The 15,085-nt window shown below is 65.7% G+C and carries 14 protein-coding genes; 12 read left to right on the top strand and 2 right to left on the bottom strand.

Translation table 11 applies throughout. The features are described from left to right. Nucleotides 1-590 precede the first annotated feature (590 nt). The 12 genes from MHZ91_RS15615 (at nucleotide 591) to MHZ91_RS15560 (ending at nucleotide 10,957) form a co-directional block, all read left to right on the top strand. Entirely contained in the window at nucleotides 591-1,034 is a 444-nt protein-coding gene (locus MHZ91_RS15615) for a general secretion pathway protein GspC (RefSeq protein ID WP_175138939.1), read from the top strand. Nucleotides 1,035-1,459: 425 nt separating this feature from the next. Then, the gene (gspG, locus tag MHZ91_RS15610) at nucleotides 1,460-1,888 is read left to right on the top strand and encodes a type II secretion system major pseudopilin GspG (RefSeq protein ID WP_175126123.1); all 429 of its coding nucleotides are present in this window, start codon (nucleotides 1,460-1,462) and stop codon (nucleotides 1,886-1,888) included. Further along, the gene (gene gspH / locus MHZ91_RS15605; protein ID WP_239214472.1) at nucleotides 1,860-2,348 is read left to right on the top strand and encodes a type II secretion system minor pseudopilin GspH; all 489 of its coding nucleotides are present in this window, start codon (nucleotides 1,860-1,862) and stop codon (nucleotides 2,346-2,348) included. Before gspG ends, gspH begins: the two co-directional genes overlap by 29 nt. Nucleotide 2,349: 1 nt before the next feature. After that, on the top strand, nucleotides 2,350-2,982 hold the full coding sequence (gene gspI, locus MHZ91_RS28380; protein ID WP_370647821.1) for a type II secretion system minor pseudopilin GspI: 633 nt from the start codon (nucleotides 2,350-2,352) through the stop codon (nucleotides 2,980-2,982). Between the two features lie 2 nt (nucleotides 2,983-2,984). After that, on the top strand, nucleotides 2,985-3,590 hold the full coding sequence (locus MHZ91_RS15595; protein WP_239214478.1) for a prepilin-type N-terminal cleavage/methylation domain-containing protein: 606 nt from the start codon (nucleotides 2,985-2,987) through the stop codon (nucleotides 3,588-3,590). 75 nt (nucleotides 3,591-3,665) lie between these two features. Next, a complete protein-coding gene (locus tag MHZ91_RS15590; protein WP_239214482.1) occupies nucleotides 3,666-3,908 on the top strand; it encodes a hypothetical protein in 243 nt (80 codons plus the stop codon). Then, nucleotides 3,881-4,819 carry a type II secretion system minor pseudopilin GspK gene (gspK, locus tag MHZ91_RS15585; RefSeq protein ID WP_239214477.1) on the top strand — a complete coding sequence of 313 codons (939 nt, stop codon included), beginning with the start codon at nucleotides 3,881-3,883 and terminating at the stop codon, nucleotides 4,817-4,819. The genes MHZ91_RS15590 and gspK overlap by 28 nt, the downstream gene beginning before the upstream one ends. Beyond that, complete coding sequence (gspL, locus tag MHZ91_RS15580; protein ID WP_239214471.1) at nucleotides 4,816-5,808, top strand: type II secretion system protein GspL; 993 nt, start codon at nucleotides 4,816-4,818, stop codon at nucleotides 5,806-5,808. The genes gspK and gspL overlap by 4 nt, the downstream gene beginning before the upstream one ends. Further along, on the top strand, nucleotides 5,805-6,389 hold the full coding sequence (gspM, locus tag MHZ91_RS15575) for a type II secretion system protein GspM (protein ID WP_239214470.1): 585 nt from the start codon (nucleotides 5,805-5,807) through the stop codon (nucleotides 6,387-6,389). The genes gspL and gspM overlap by 4 nt, the downstream gene beginning before the upstream one ends. Before the next feature lie 79 nt (nucleotides 6,390-6,468). Then, entirely contained in the window at nucleotides 6,469-7,233 is a 765-nt protein-coding gene (gspN, locus tag MHZ91_RS15570) for a type II secretion system protein N (RefSeq protein ID WP_239214469.1), read from the top strand. A 1,659-nt stretch (nucleotides 7,234-8,892) separates the two neighbouring features. Continuing rightward, nucleotides 8,893-9,102: a cold-shock protein gene (locus tag MHZ91_RS15565; RefSeq protein ID WP_062842107.1), complete on the top strand. Its 210-nt coding sequence runs from the start codon at nucleotides 8,893-8,895 to the stop codon at nucleotides 9,100-9,102. A gap of 412 nt (nucleotides 9,103-9,514) precedes the next feature. Beyond that, the gene (locus MHZ91_RS15560) at nucleotides 9,515-10,957 is read left to right on the top strand and encodes a DUF1254 domain-containing protein (RefSeq protein ID WP_175126116.1); all 1,443 of its coding nucleotides are present in this window, start codon (nucleotides 9,515-9,517) and stop codon (nucleotides 10,955-10,957) included. 164 nt (nucleotides 10,958-11,121) lie between these two features. Here MHZ91_RS15560 and gspE read toward each other — a convergent pair whose 3' ends face one another. After that, nucleotides 11,122-12,549, bottom strand: a complete 1,428-nt coding sequence (gene gspE, locus MHZ91_RS15555; RefSeq protein WP_175126115.1) for a type II secretion system ATPase GspE — start codon at nucleotides 12,547-12,549, stop codon at nucleotides 11,122-11,124. Next, nucleotides 12,546-14,927, bottom strand: coding sequence for a type II secretion system secretin GspD (gene gspD, locus MHZ91_RS15550; protein WP_239214468.1), 2,382 nt, complete (start codon nucleotides 14,925-14,927; stop codon nucleotides 12,546-12,548). Before gspD ends, gspE begins: the two co-directional genes overlap by 4 nt. Between the last annotated feature and the right edge of the window lie 158 nt (nucleotides 14,928-15,085).

The raw sequence follows: 15,085 nt of genomic DNA, 5'->3' as shown, positions 1-15,085 counted from the left end.
CGTTGAGTTCTTGAGGCGTCCGGCACGGTGGCGGCCCGGGGCGCGCGGGGCCACGATTGCGGTCCGGAGCCTTCGCTCCGGACTGCCCCGTCGTCATCGTCGTTGTCGCCTTCGGCGCCTGCCTTCCGATTCCCTCGGGCTTATCGACGCCCCGCGCACCCCGGGCCGCCACCGCACCGGACTCGAGCAATTGAAGCTTGCCGGGCGGCGGGACGGTCAGCGTGCTTGGCGTTCTGTTGGAGATGTGCCCGGGTTAGAAGCGGCTTGCGGGGCCCGTCCACGTTCGGCCGCGCGGGCGGCCTCCGGGGACTTACGCTGCGTCTTGCGTCGTGGCGATGACGCTTCGCGTGTGGCGGGAGATTCACGGGTGTCTGGCGACGTTGGCGGTGATCACCGCGCCTGGTGTCTGACACCCGCTGAGACGAGGTGTCTAACACCCGCTGACCCGCTGAGACATCGCGGCATACCGACGAAGCTCTCCCCTGGGTGTCTGACACCGTCGTATTGCTACCGTCTGGTTGCTGCTATTGCATTGCTGTCATGAAACGCCGCTATAGTCGGCCGCGTCTTGTTGCCCTTGCCTGAATGCCATGCCTTTGCCCTTGCGCCTGCCCCTGCCCTCCGCGCCAGCCGCGCTGCGCGTCCTCGCCGTGCTGGCCTTTGCCGCGGGGCTTGGTGTGTGGGCGTCGATCCTGCTTGCGCCGCAGCCCGGCCCCCTGCCCCCGGCCGTCTCCGCCGCTGCACCGCGCGCGGCCGATAACACGCCGGTGGCGTTGTGGTTCGGCAAGGATGAGGCTATGCGTACGCAGATCACCGTCCTGGGCGTGATCGCGGCCGGCCCTGACGGCGCGGCGGTGTTGAGCGTGGACGGCGGACCGCCGCTGGCGTGGCGGGCCGGCGCGGAAGTGGCGCCGGGCATCGTGCTGCGCGACATTGCGGCGGATGCCGTGACGGTTGAACAGTCGGGCCGCGCAAGCCGTCTGGCGACGCCGGCGGCCCAGGATGCGCCGGGCGGGATCACGCGGGAGAAGTAGGCGTGGGACGGGTCCGCGACGCATGAGCCAATGACAGGCGGCAGGCTGGCAACGCTGCGCGTCCTGACGAACGATCTATGAAATCGGCGGTTCTTGAACCTGCATCTCGTGAACTAGCAGCCCGTGAATGTTCGGCTTGCGACTTAGCAGCTTGTGACTTAGCACCTTGTGACTTAGCAGCTTGTGACTTAGCAGCTTGTGACTCAGCAGCTTATGACTCAGCACCTTGTGACTCAGCAGCTTGTGACTCAGCAGCTCGTGACTCAGCAGCTCGTGACTCAGCAGCTCGTGAATCAGCATCTAGTAATTCAGCAGCTAGTGACAAAGTCGCGCAAGGACGGACCGGGCGATCTCCCGGCGTGCGCATTACTGTCATATTTCATGTCCACAATCCCGGGCTTCAACAGATAGACCGGAGTTGCAAAGTGCGTCAGTTACCGCGCGGGCTTGCCCGCCAGCAGGGCTTCACCCTCATCGAGATCATGGTGGTGATTGTGATCATGGGGATTCTGGCCGCGCTGGTGGTACCGCGTGTGCTCGATCGCCCCGACCAGGCGCGCCAGGCCGCTGCCCGTCAGGACATCGGTGGCATCATGCAGGCGCTGAAGCTGTATCGCCTGGACAATGGCCGCTATCCCACTACTGCGCAGGGCCTGCGGGCGCTGGCGCAAAAGCCTGATGGCGTGGCCAACTGGCGCGGCTATCTGGACAAGCTGCCCAACGATCCGTGGGGCCACCCCTATCAATACCTGAGCCCCGGCGTCAAAGGCGACGTCGACGTCTTCTCGTTTGGCGCCGACAACAAGCCCGGCGGAGAAAGCGGCGATGCCGACATCGGTTCCTGGGACCTCTGAGCGCGGTTTCACGCTGGTCGAGGTTTTGGTAGTGCTGGTGATCGTGGCCATTGCCGCGAGCATGGTGAGCCTGTCTGTCGGCCGCGGCGACAACCGCTTGCGGGCTGATGCCGAGCGTCTGGCCGATGCGTTTACGGTGGCGCAGAGCGAAGCGCGCAGCGATGGACGCAACATACGCTGGCTGGCGAACGGCCAGGGCTGGTCGTTCGAGCGCGCGGGCCGTTCGGCGGGCCCCACGGCGCAGGACGATATTCCCGTGCCTGTCGACCGATTGGAAAGCGATGAGGTGCTGCGGCCTCAGTCGTGGTCGGTCGCGCCGGTGCAATGGCGGTTGGATCCGGACCGCCCGCTGATCTTCAATACCGAATGGGTTGCCGCGCCGATGACGCTGACGCTGAGCGCGGCGGATGCGCACGTGACGCTGCAACGCGACGCTGCGGGGCGCTATGAGATTCGCTGAGATGGCTTCCGAGGTAGCCGCGGATGAAGTCGTCAATGAGGCTGTTGATGATGCTGTCGATGAAACTTTCGGTGTGCCTGTCGATGAAGCCGTCGATGAAGCGGTCGTTGAAGCCGTCGATGAAGCCGTCGATGACGCCGTCGACAAAGCCAGCAATGCCGCCACCGGTGACGCCCGCCACGGCAACGCCGGGGACTCTGCCCCAGGCGCCAGCGGCCAGGCTCACCCGAGCGCGGCGGGCGCCGCGTTTCCCCGTCCGCGCAACCGCGAGCGCGGTTTCACGCTGATCGAAGTGCTGGTCGCGCTGGCGATCATCGCCGTGGCGATGGGCGCGGCGCTGCGCGCTACCGGCGTGATGGCGGCAAACAATCGTGCTTTGCAGGACAAGTCGCTGGCGCTGCTGGCCGCGCAGAATGCGCTGACGCAATTGCGGCTGGAACAGGCCCTGCCACGCGCCGGCACGCAGATGGTGCCGTGTCCGCAGGGCGGGCTGGCGTTGCAATGCGAACTGGTGTTCACCAATTCCATGAACCGCAGCTTCCGGCAGGTGGCCGTGAAGGTCCACGACGCCGCGTCTTCGCGAGAAGGCGCGATCCTGCTGCAGCTCGACGGACTGCTGTCCAGCCTGCGATGACGATGCGCCGTTCTCCGCAATCGCAGGCCGGCTTCACGCTGATCGAGGTGCTGGTCGCCCTGGCGCTGATGGCGCTGGTCAGCCTGATGGCCTGGCGCGGACTGGCCAGCGTGTCGGGTGCGCGCGATCTGATTGCCGCGCAGGCCGAGGATACGGATGCCATCGTGCGCACGTTGGGGCAGATGGCGCGGGACGTCGAGTTGTCGTACACCGGACCCGCCTTTGATTCGCCGGGACTGGACGCGGTGGCGTTCACGACGGGCTTGCGGCTGCTGCCGCGCGCGGCGGGCGGGCAGACACTGGAGATTTTTCGTCCCGATCCGGATGGCAACGGGTTGTGGCAGCGTATTCAATGGCAGGTGCGCCGCGACGGTTTGTGGCGGGTGGGCGGACCGTCCGCGCAGCGCAGCCCGTTGCCTGCGGCGAATGACGGCGTGCTGTTGCTGCCGGGCGTGCGGTCGCTCGCGCTGCGCGCTTGGGTGCCGGGCGTGGGCTGGGCGGACGCCAACGCCTCGTTTGCCGCCGCGCCTAGCGGTCTGGAGATCGCGTTCGAACGCGGGGTGCCGGGCGACCTGCGGCGCTATACGCGCGTCCTGGAGCTGCCATGAGCCGGGTGGTCGTTCACGGAACTGGCAGGGGTGGCGCGCGAGGCGCAAGGGGCGCAATTGGCGCAATTGGCGCAATTGGCGCATCTGGCGCATCTGGCGCATCTGCTGCATCTGCTGCATCTGCTGCATCCGCTACATCTGCTGCATCCGCGGCATCTGCTGCATCTGCCGCATCTGGTACATCTGCTGCCTCTGCTGCATTTGGCGCACGCAACGCACAAGACACAGCCGCCGCGCGCTACACCCCCACCGCGCTCCGCCAACGCGGCGCGGCGGTCGTCAGCGCGCTCATCGTTGTCGCAATCGTGGCAGCGCTGACGACCAGCTTGTTTCAGCGGCAGACTGCCAGCACACGCCGCGTGGAAAATGAACTGGCGCGGGTGCAGGCGCGCGCGATGCTGGCGGGGGGGATCGACTGGGCGCGCCTAGTGGTACGTGACCACGGCCGGCGCGAGCCCACCACCCGCGGCGACCAGATCTGGGCCACGCCGGTGCTGGACACCCGCATCGAACGTCCGGGCGACGATCGCGTGGCGGTGTTTTCGGGCGGTGTGCAGGACGAGCAGGGTAAGTACAACCTTTACAACCTGGCGCGCAACGGCGTGCCGCAGCCGGAGCAGGAAGAAGTCCTGCGGCGTCTGCTGGGCACGCTGGAACTGCCCGATACGCTGGCCGCGCGGATCGTCGACATCGTCGCGTCGGCACAGCCGCCCGCGCTGGCGGCGAATGCCTCGAACACCGGCCCTAACGCCACCCCTAACGCCACCCCAGACACCGCCCCGAACACCGCAGCGCGGCCCGGCCCGCAGGCGCGCGCGCCGCTGCCGCGCGGGGTCGACGAAGTGGCCGCCCTGCTGGGGTTGGAGCCGCCGATGCGCAATGCGCTGCGGCGCACGATGACGCTGCTGCCTTCGGCCACCACGGTCAACGTCAACACCGCGCCCGCCGAGGTTATCGCGGCTCTGGTGCCGGGGCTGTCGCTGGCGCAGGCGCGCGCGATGGCGGGCGAGCGCGATCGCGGCAACTGGTTCAACAACACGGGCGATTTCGCCAACCGGCTGGCGGGCACGGGCGTGAAGACGCCCGCCCCGTCGGTCTCCACCAACAGCGGCTGGTTCCTGGCCAGCGGCACCGTGGTCTACGAACGGGCGCGCGTCTCCATGCAGGCGCTGATGCGCAGCGCCCCGCCGGCCGCGCCCGAAACCATCTGGACGAGAGAAACACCTTGAAGAACACCCTGCGAATCGCCCTGCCCGCGCTGGAGGAATTTGGCGCCGATTCGCCGCTGCCCTACGCGTGGTTCGACCGGCGCGGCCGCTGCGTGCGGCAAGGCGAGCTGGCGCTGCGCGCGCTCGGGAACGCCTGGCCACAGGCCATGTGCGAAGCCGTGCTGCACCCTGCCGACGTCATCGCCGCGACGGTGCAGATCCCTGCGGTGGCGCGCGCGCATTTTGGCGCGGCCGTGCGCGGTGCGCTGGAACCGCTGGTGCTGAGCGATCTGGATAGTCTGGCGATCGGGTACGGCTCGCGTGCCACGGACGGCTCCGTGCCGCTGGCGTGGTCTCCACGCGAGCCGGTTCGGCGCGCGTGGAGCCTGCTCAGCCAGCAAGGGCTGCGCGTGCGCGCGCTGATCGCGCCGCAGGCGCTGGCGCCGGCCACGGATGCGCCGTTGCGCGATCCCGCGGATCCGCGCTGGCACGCGCCCTCGCCCGCATGGTCGCTGGCGATGCCGCAGCTTGCCCCGGTCAGCGTGTCGCGCTGGCAGCCGGTGTGGCGCTGGGGCGCGCTGGCCGCGGTGGTGTGGATTGCCGGACTGAATATCTACGCGGCGCAGTTGCGCGGCGAGGCCGACGCCTTGCAGCGCGGCATGCACGATCAGGTACTGGCGGCCTTTCCCAACGTGCCGGTCGTGCTGGACCCGGCGCGTCAGGCGCAGCAAGGGCTGGAGGCGTTGCAAGCCAACCGCGGCGCCGCCAGCGCGGGCGACTTCCTGCCGCTGGCGCGCGCGGCCGCGCAGGCGTTGCCCTTTGCGGCCGACAAGGTCGCGCACCTGACCTACGCCGATCAGGCGCTGACGTTGCAGCTGGCGGACGCCGGTCCGCAGGCGCAACGCGTCGCCGAAACCCCCGCACTGATTCAGCAGGCCGCCGCTTTGGGGCTGAAGCTGGAACGCGGCGACACTGACAACACCTGGCGCATCGTGCGCAGCCAACCATGAAACCGCTTTACCGACTTCAAATCGCGTGGCAGGCCGCGCGCAAACCCGTGGACCCGGCGCTCGCGCGCGCCCGCCAGCGCTATCAGGCGCTGGCCCCGCGCGAGCGGCGTCTGGTCACCGGAGCCGCCTTGCTGCTTGGCGCGGCGATCGGCTTCGTCACCTTGATCGAACCCGCCCTGAACACCGTGCGCAAGCTGCAGGCCGAGCTGCCGGCACTTCGCGCCCAGGCCGCCACCGTGGCCGACCTGACCGCGCAAGCCGCCGCCCTGCGCCAGCGCAGCGCCGCGCCCACGGGTGGGATGCCCAGCACGACGGAACTGGCCGGCAGCCTGGAACGCGCCGGCCTGCCCGCGGGGCAATGGAAGCTGGCGGATGCGGAAGGCGGTGGCGTGGAACTGTCGCTGGACCAGGCGCCGTCGTCGGCGCTGATGCGCTGGCTGGACGGTGCGGGACGCGATTGGGGGCTGGCCATCTCCAAGGTGGACCTGTCACGCGCCGCGAACGCCAATGGACGTCCGCTGCCGGGCCTGGTCAACGGCAAGATCGTGCTGCTGCCGCCGCAGGCGGCGGGGAGCCGGTGATGGTCGTGAAGATTCTCTTGGACCGCGCGGCAGGCCCGCGGGTGGTTGGCACGGTGTGCGCTGCAATCGGGAGCTACTCATGCCTGTGAAGCTTCCCTCGCGCCGCGTCGCAGGACTGTGGATCGCCGGCGTCCTATGCGCCGCCGCCGCGGGCGCCACTGTGCTGCCCGCGCGCTGGGTGTTGACGCTCTTGCCCGCCGACGCGCCGGTCACGCTGGCCGACGCCAGCGGCACGCTGTGGCAAGGCAGCGCCTGGGTCGCACTGGGCGCCCAAGGGGCGCGCCGCGTGCTGCCGCAACCGGTGCAGTGGCAATGGCGCTGGGACACGTTGGCGCTCGACATTTCGCATCCCTGGCTGCAGGGCACCTTACGCGCGCGCCCCGGGTGGAACGGCCTGGCGCTGCCTGCGTCGTCCCTGCGCGTGCCCGCGAAGGTCCTGCCCGCACTCGGTGCGCCTTGGAATACGTTGTCGCCGCAAGGCATGCTGGAGATAAGTTGGCAGCCCCTGCGCCTGGGCGCCCCGCTCCCCCCCGGCCCGGCCGTCGACCTGCGCTGGCGCAACGCGGCGACTGCGCTCTCGCCCATCACGCCGGTGGGCACCTACTTGTTGCGCGCGCAAGGCGGAAAGAGCGGCGCGACGCTGGTCCTGAGCACGGAAAGCGGCCTGCTCGACGTGAAGGGCCAGGGCGGCACCGGCCCCCGCGGCTTGAACTTTCAGGGTGAGGTCACCTTCGCTCGTTCAGCCAGCGAAGCCGACCGCGCCGCGCTGGACGGCCTGATGTCGACACTGGGCCGCCGCTCGGGCGACACGGTGACGTTCAGCGTGGGGAAAGCGGCGCGTTAAGTGTCGAAGTTCATTTGAGGTGGAAGCTCGACGCCATGGATGTCAATGACTTAATGAAGTGTGGTTCATTTGCTCTGTCCGCAATGGCTCGTTGAACTTGGCATTCGTCCACAAAAAGTTCATTGAACTTGGTAGCGGATCGAGTCCATCACATCACGATGCTCTCCAATCCCAGTCCCCCTTGCGCACCCTAAAACGGCGGTGAGCCAGACCTGGGCGACCAACGACCACGACTGGCCAGGAGCGGTCCTTGATCGCACCGCTTTACATACCGAGTTCCTAAGGTCTGCCCGTTCACTTAGCGATACATCGCTTGGCGGGAGGTATTCGACACGCACAATCACCGCGCATGCTGCGCCGGTAAGTCTACCGACGTCCGTGCGAATGACTCGGCATATTTTGCCGTCTGCGGGATTTTCCATGCCTGTACTCCTGGGCGTCGAAAGCACGGATTCGTACCACCACCGCTGAATGTCCAGCAAGCCGCCGGCTCGCGAGCCTAGGCTGCACTTCAAACCAAGTGCCTTCAATTTAATGGTTCGAGGTCCGGCAGTCGGCATTCAATCGCGAGGAGTGCTGTCCCGTCCGGCAACCGGTAATTGTTATCACCGAGCCATGTGACGGGCTCGCCGTCGCGCAAGCAACAGTAGTAATTAGCCCAGGCCCCGTCGTGGTTTGGAGCAGCCCTGTAGCGACGTTGGATGATGTACGTAATCCCGTTGGCGTCCACCGCTACTATCTCAGTGGCGCGTTTGGTATGGTCTAGTGTCATGACGCGGCCTCTATCTGAGGGGTAGTGCTCACCTCGTGCGGTAAGAGCCTCTCCGCCCGTTGTGCTGACGTGGACGATCCCCGGCGCATGCCCGACGCACAAGCGAAGACGTCCAGAGCCGACTGCACTGGGTACACTTCAAGGTACGCACTTAACCGGCGTAGTGATAGTTGTCCGGCGTCCAAGGGTCATCAATCAGGGGGGTTGCTGCCTTGGGCACGACGGATTGAGCGTTGTGGTTTGACTGTAGCGCCGGAAGTGCGGCGCCCTTCGGTGAAAGATGTTTCTCGGCTATCTGATGCAGACTTGTGACGAGCTGATTGATAAAGGGGAAGGGCATTTAGGTTCCATGGTGTCTGCGGCAGACGAAGCCCGGCAGTATTCATAGCGATTCAATCCTGGGCATGTGCCACAGGTTGTTGTGGCCGACGCCACCCCTTCACAGTACGCTCGCCACTCCTGATAACCTAAGCCTGAATTGAAACAAACCAATCCCCCGTGAATCGCGAGCCTCACTCTTCTTTGAGCGCGCGCATGCGAAAACGCACTCGAGTAGAGTGCTAAGGTGCGCGGGCTTCGCGAGCCTGTCATCAACGCCATGAGATTCCGCTCCGAGGTCCGAGGTCGCGATCTCGCTGGATCCCGATTGGCTGAAGTGGCGCCGCGCACGCATCGAGGCCCCGGAAGAAGGATTTCAGAGGAAGTCATCGGAATCTGCGCGGAATCGCGCGGTAATGGGCTTGAAAAGCAGGTCGGTGGGGCCGGCTCAACCTAAGCGGTGGGGCAATCCATTTTGTGTGTCATTGTGAAACGCTCATATCTTTGTGACTGCCAATCACCCATAGTGGGTACAGGGATACTTTTCCCTGGAAAATCTAGGACATACATTGAAGATTGAAACTGGTATTGTGAAGTGGTTCAACAACGACAAGGGCTTCGGCTTTATCATGCCGGAGCTCGGCGGTAAGGACCTCTTCGCGCACTACTCTGAGATTCAGGGTAGCGGGCACAAATCTCTCGAAGAGAACCAGCGCGTGACGTTCGTCGCCGGCCAAGGGCAAAAAGGTCCTCAGGCGACAATGATCAAACCGATTTAAGAAACTGGCTGGCTTGTCTGAAGGCAAGCCGTCTGGCACCTAGCAAGTGGGGCCGAATCCTTTGAAACAGGGGATTCGGCCCTTTGGCTTTGGACGACAGCATAGCTATCTGAACTGTCCAGATTAAACAGTCGATGCCTATGGCGACACCCTGCTGTGTTATGTCTCATTGCTAGCCATAAAAACTTCTCCAGATGGCGACTCCTGGACCTTCCTGAGGACGTTGCATTACGTGCAACTGGCCGCGCTTCGCCATACCTCCCGTGCCGAAATCAGACACCTTATCCGGAACGATTTACCGGGTGTTTTCTACTTATATCGTCTTGTTGGCGATTTCGATAAAGTGTCGTTTCCATGACCAGTACTTTTCGTGCGGGCGTCGGAAAGCTCGCTCTGACAGGTGAGGCGCTCAATGACCACAAGACGAGAGTTTCTAGGCTCCAGTGCACTTGTAGCGCTCACTGGCACGACGCTTGGTCCGGGCCGGGTACGGGCACAGGCAAGCGCGGATCGCCCTGGGTTCTTCGGGGCGAAGGACATCGCGGAGGCTGGGTTCATTTACGGCCTGCCTATCGTGATGAACTACGCCGTCATGCATGAGTACGCGGTGGATCGCGGCTCGGGGCAATTCAAGGCACCTTTCAACCACATCAAGAACGAACCCAACGTATTCACCTACAAAGACACGGCGATTGTCACGCCCAATAGCGACACGCCGTATTCCTTCGTGTGGATGGACTTGCGGGCAGAGCCGGTAGTGCTTTCAGTGCCGGCGATCGACCCGAAGCGCTATTACTCGGTCATGCTCTGCGACGGCAACACCTACAATTACGGCTACATCGGCACTCGCACCACCGGAAACGAGGCTGGCGACTACATGGTGGTCGGACCCGAATGGAAAGGTGCCGTCCCGGCGGGCATCAAGCGGGTGTTTCGGTCCAGCACACAGTTTTCGCTCGCCGGCTACCGCACCCAACTTTTTGGTCCAGACGATCTCGACAGCGTGAAGGCGGTCCAAGCTGGTTACCAGGTGCGAATGCTCTCGGCGTACCTGAATCAGGCGTCGCCACCGGCCGCAACAGCCATCAGCTTTCCCATGATCAACAAAGAGTTGGCGAAGACCAACTTCTTCGAGTTTCTGGACTTTGCGCTGCAGTTCGCGCCTCCACAAGCCAACGAGCTAGCAGTCCGCGCGGAACTCGCGCGCATCGGCGTGGGGGCAGGCAAGACTTTCAACTTCAGAGATTTGCCGCTGGACCAAAAACTGGAGATCGGCCTTGGCATGAAAGAAGGCCAGCGCAAAGTGGACGAAGCCGTCGCCAGCACCGGAAAGGCGATCAATGGCTGGCGGCTAAGCGGACTGCCGGGTAACAGCGAACACTACAATGGCGACTGGCTCAAGCGCGCCGTCGCCGCTCAGGCAGGCATCTATGGAAATGACCCGGACGAGGCGACTTACCCGTTCACCCGCGTAGACGCAAATGGTCAGACGCTGGACTGCAGCAAGCACAATTACACCCTCACGTTTCCGGCCGGCGCGTTACCGCCGGTCAATTCGTTCTGGTCGCTGACTATGTACGACGGCAAGTCGCAGCTACTGGTCAGGAACCCGATCGACCGCTACCTAATCAATTCGCCCATGCTGCCTGCGATGAAGGTTAACGCGGACGGGTCATTGACACTCTACATCCAGCACAGGACGCCGGGCGGCGACAGGCAAGCCAACTGGCTCCCCGCTCCCGATGGGCCGGTCTACCTGGTAATGCGGCTGTATTGGCCAAAGATCACACCACCCTCGGTCCTGCCAGCCGGGGAAGGGACGTGGCAGCCGCCAGGGGTGGAACGTGTCGTATAGGTTCTGGAGAAGAAAGGCCAAGTTCGGTGAACCAAATCTCAAGTTGGATGAACTTCGACATCAAGGGCGGCGACGGGCAGGAGACGGTGTCACGAGAAGGTGTCAGACACCGGGCAGAGTTTGTAGAACGAAGTGAGGTGTCCGACGCCAAGCAACTGCCAGCGTTACGCGTCCCGCGTCACCCGCAAAATTTCCTCCGGCGACGTCTGCCCCGCGTCCACCCACCGCTGTCCGTCCTCGCGCATGCTGCGCATCCCCGACGCGGCCGCGGCGCGGCGCAGTTCGCGTTCGTCGCGGCCTTCGTGAATCAAACGGCGGGCCTCGTCGTCCACCGTGAACAGCTCGTGGATGCCCGAACGGCCGCTGTAGCCGGTATGGTTGCAGGCCTCGCAGCCGACGGGGTGGAACACCTGCACGCCGTCCAGCATCGACGGCGCCTTGCACGCGGGGCATAGCTTGCGCACCAGGCGTTGCGCCAGCACGCCCAGCAACGACGACGCCAGCAGGAAAGGCTCGACCCCCATGTCCGTCAGGCGGGTGACCGCCGAGACGGAGTCGTTGGTGTGCAGCGTGGCGAGCACCAGGTGGCCCGTCAGCGACGCCTGCACCGCGATCTGCGCGGTTTCCAGGTCGCGGATTTCGCCGATCATGATGACGTCCGGGTCCTGGCGCAGGATGGCGCGCAGGGCCAGCGCGAAGCTCATGTCGATCTTGGCGTTGACCTGCGTCTGGCTGATGCCGGCCAAGTCGTATTCGATGGGGTCTTCCACCGTCAGGATGTTGCTGGTGGAAGCGTCCAGCCGGCTCAGCGCCGCGTACAGCGTGGTGGTCTTGCCGCTGCCGGTCGGGCCAGTCACCAGCACGATGCCGTGCGGCTGCCGGATCAGGCGGTCCAGCTGTGACAGCACGCCGGGGCTCATGCCCAGCTTTTCCAGTTGCAGGCGTCCCGCTTCCTTGTCCAGCAGACGCAGCACGGCGCGTTCGCCATGGCCGGTCGGCAGCGTGGACACGCGCACGTCGATCGGCCGGCCGCCCACGCGCAGCGCGATGCGGCCGTCCTGCGGCAGGCGCTTTTCGGCGATGTCCAGGTGCGCCATGATCTTGATCCGCGAGATCAGCGCGGCATGCAGCGCCTTGCGCGGGGACACCACATCGCGCAGGGTTCCGTCGACGCGGTAGCGGACCACGGAATGCGTTTCGAAGGGTTCGATGTGGATGTCGCTGGCGCCGTCGCGCGCGGCCTGCGCGAACAGCGCGTTGATCATACGGATCACGGGCGCGTCGTCCTGCGCTTCGAGCAGGTCCGCCACCTCGGGCATGTCCTGCATCAGGCGATCGAGGTCGATCTCGTTTTCCGCCACGCCCATGACCGACGCCGCGTCTTCCGAGTGGCTGTAGGCCGCGGTCAGCAACGTCTCCAGCGCTTCGTCGTCGATCTGCGTGAGGCCGATATCGCCGTGGCAGCGCCGGATTTCGCGCACGGCCCATTCGGGCGTGCGCGGACTGACCGTCAGTTGCGCCTGCCCACCGCGCAGCGAGAGCACCGCGCGCTGAGCGCGGGCCCAGGCGTAGGGCAAGGGGTGCGCGCTCATAGCAGCTTCTCGGGGTCCACCGCCACCGTCATCATGACCGGCCGCGGCGCGCGGATGGGCTGCTGCGCGGGCGCGGGCGGCGCGCCGGGATACTGGCGCACCGCAAAGGTCTCCACCGTGGTGGGCGGCGGGCGGCGCAGCGTTTGCGCCTGCTGTTCAGGACGAAGATCGTAGGCGTTGTTCGACACCGACGGCGCGGAACCCGGCAGCGGCAGGATCGGCGCCTGCATGTCCGGCAGCGCCCAATGATCGCGCGGCTGCACGGCGCCCTGCGCGCGGCGCATGTAGTCGTAGCGGTCCATCGTGACGCTGGCGCTGCGGTTGGCGTCGCGCACCACGTAGGGACGCAGGAACACCATCAGGTTGGTCTTGGTGCGCTTGCGCGTGTCGTAGCGGAACAGCGAACCGATCACGGGCAGCGAGCCCAGGCCCGGCACGCTGTTGGACGTCAGCGTCACGTTGTCTTCCAGCAGGCCGCCCAGCACGATGATCTGGCCGTCGTCGATCAGCACGCTGGTGTCGATGGCGCGTTTGTTGGTAACGATGCCGGTTGTGGGCGTCGAGCGGCTTTCGTCGATGCTGCTGACTTCCTGGTAGATGTCGAGCTTGACCGCGCCGCCTTCGGAGATCTGCGGGCGGATGTTGAGCTTGAGGCCCACGTCCTCGCGTTCGATCGTCTGGAACGGGTTCGAGCTGCCGTTGCTGCCCGAGGTCACGTACTGCCCCGTCACGAACGGCACCGTCTTGCCCACCAGGATGCTGGCCGACTGGTTGTCCAGCGTCAGCAGGTTGGGCGTGGACAGGATGTTGGCTTCGCCGGTGTTCTGCATGGCGCGCGCCAGCACGCCCAGGTTGATGACTTCGTTGCCCAGCACATCCACAGTCCCCTTCACCACGCCCAGGCTCAGACCGCCGCCCAGCGCGTCGATGGACGTCGGGCCGTTGCCGGTGATGCCGCTGCCGCCCAGGTTCGTGCCGCCGATGAAGCTCGTGCCGTTGCCGTTGATGTTGCCCGCGCCGGTCATCCACTGGATGCCGAATTCCGCGGCCTTTTCCTCGCTGACTTCCACGATCAGGCTTTCCACCAACACCTGCGCGCGGCGCTGGTCAAGCTGGTCGATCACTTCACGCAGGCTGCGGTACAGCGGCTCGGGCGCGGAGATGATGAGCGAGTTGGTCGCGGGATCCGCCTGGATGGTGGCGCCGCCCGCGGAATACGAGACCGCCTGCGACGAGTTGTCTTCGCGCGCGATGCGCTCCTGTTCGCCGGACAGGCCGCCACGCGACGAGCCCGACTGGCTGGTCATGCCCAGCCCGGCCTGGTTGGACGTGCTGCTGGCGGTGTTCTGCGTGCGCGCGCCGCCTTGCGTGCCGCCGGTGCTGCTGCTGGCGCCGGGGGCCGCGCCGGGCGCGGAATTGGCCTGGCCCGTCAGCAGTCCGCCCAGCACCTCGGCGATGCGCGTGGCCTGCGCGTTGCGCATGTAGACCACGTGCAGGTTGCCCGCGCGGTTCTGCTGCGCGTCCAGCTTCTGGATCAGCTCGCGCGCCAGCCGCGTGCGCGCCGGGCTGCCCGAACGCACCAGCACGCTGTTGCTGCGCGGATCCGCCACGATGGCGATGCGCTGCGTCGGATCGCTGCTCTGCGTGTCCAGCAACTGCGAGGCCAGGATGGCGATGTCCGTGGCGATGGCCGACTGCACCGGCACGACGTCGGTGTCCATCGAACTGGGCACGTCGATGCGCGCGATGACGGCGGCAATGCGTTCCAGGTTGTCGGCATAGTCCGTCACGACCAGCGTGTTGTTGCCGGGGTACGCGTTGATCGGGTTGTTGGGCGGCACCATCGGGCGCAGCACCGGCACCAGGTTCGCGGCATTCTCGTACTTGAGCGGAAACACGCGCGTCAGCATTTCGCCGCTGTTGCCGCCGCCTTTGGCAAAGGCCGACACGGGCACGGGCGCCCTGCCGCCCGCGGCGGTGGCGGCGCCCGCCGGCCGGGCTCCGCCCACGCCCGGACCACCCACGACAGCGCTGCCTTGCAGCTTGGCGTCGGCCTCGGGCACCACGCGCGTCACGCCGTCGACGTCGACGATGGCAAAGCCCTGCAACCGCAGCGCGCCCGTCAGCATGGACAGCGCCTGCGCGCTATCCACCGGCCGGTCCGAAACAAGCGTGAGCTTGCCCTTCACGCGAGGGTCCACCAGGAAGTTGCGCTGCGTGAACAGGGACAGCGCGCGCAGCACCGCGGGGATGTCCGTGTCGACGAAATTCAGGCTGACGCGGTTGTCCGCCTGTTGTGCGCGCGCCGTGCTGGCGGCGGGTCCGAGTTGGCTTGCGGCAAGCAGGAAAGCGAGGCTGAATTGCGCGATGTGACGCATGACGAAATAGTTGCCCGAGACGTGAAATCGTTTGAGAAAACGTGAAAGCGCGTCGGAGTATACGGGGTGTGACTGCAACACTACGGTCATATTTCCAAGGCAAGGTAACGGGCTGGAAACCCTTTAAATTCGGGGCTCTTGGCGATTTCGGCAGGTGC

The sequence above is a fragment of the Achromobacter sp. ACRQX genome, from assembly GCF_022346505.1.
Lineage (GTDB): Bacteria > Pseudomonadota > Gammaproteobacteria > Burkholderiales > Burkholderiaceae_B > Achromobacter > Achromobacter animicus.
This window is presented reverse-complemented; position numbering and strand designations above follow the sequence as displayed.

Excerpts from the sequence above, each read along its gene's own strand:
- MHZ91_RS15615 (WP_175138939.1), top strand. The coding sequence starts at position 591 with ATGCCTTTGCCCTTGCGCCTGCCCCTGCCCTCCGCGCCAGCCGCGCTG.
- gspH (WP_239214472.1), top strand. The coding sequence starts at position 1,860 with ATGCCGACATCGGTTCCTGGGACCTCTGAGCGCGGTTTCACGCTGGTC.
- gspI (WP_370647821.1), top strand. The coding sequence starts at position 2,350 with ATGGCTTCCGAGGTAGCCGCGGATGAAGTCGTCAATGAGGCTGTTGAT.
- MHZ91_RS15595 (WP_239214478.1), top strand. The coding sequence starts at position 2,985 with ATGCGCCGTTCTCCGCAATCGCAGGCCGGCTTCACGCTGATCGAGGTG.
- gspM (WP_239214470.1), top strand. The coding sequence starts at position 5,805 with ATGAAACCGCTTTACCGACTTCAAATCGCGTGGCAGGCCGCGCGCAAA.
- gspN (WP_239214469.1), top strand. The coding sequence starts at position 6,469 with ATGCCTGTGAAGCTTCCCTCGCGCCGCGTCGCAGGACTGTGGATCGCC.
- MHZ91_RS15560 (WP_175126116.1), top strand. The coding sequence starts at position 9,515 with ATGACCACAAGACGAGAGTTTCTAGGCTCCAGTGCACTTGTAGCGCTC.
- gspE (WP_175126115.1), bottom strand. The coding sequence starts at position 12,549 with ATGAGCGCGCACCCCTTGCCCTACGCCTGGGCCCGCGCTCAGCGCGCG.
- gspD (WP_239214468.1), bottom strand. The coding sequence starts at position 14,927 with ATGCGTCACATCGCGCAATTCAGCCTCGCTTTCCTGCTTGCCGCAAGC.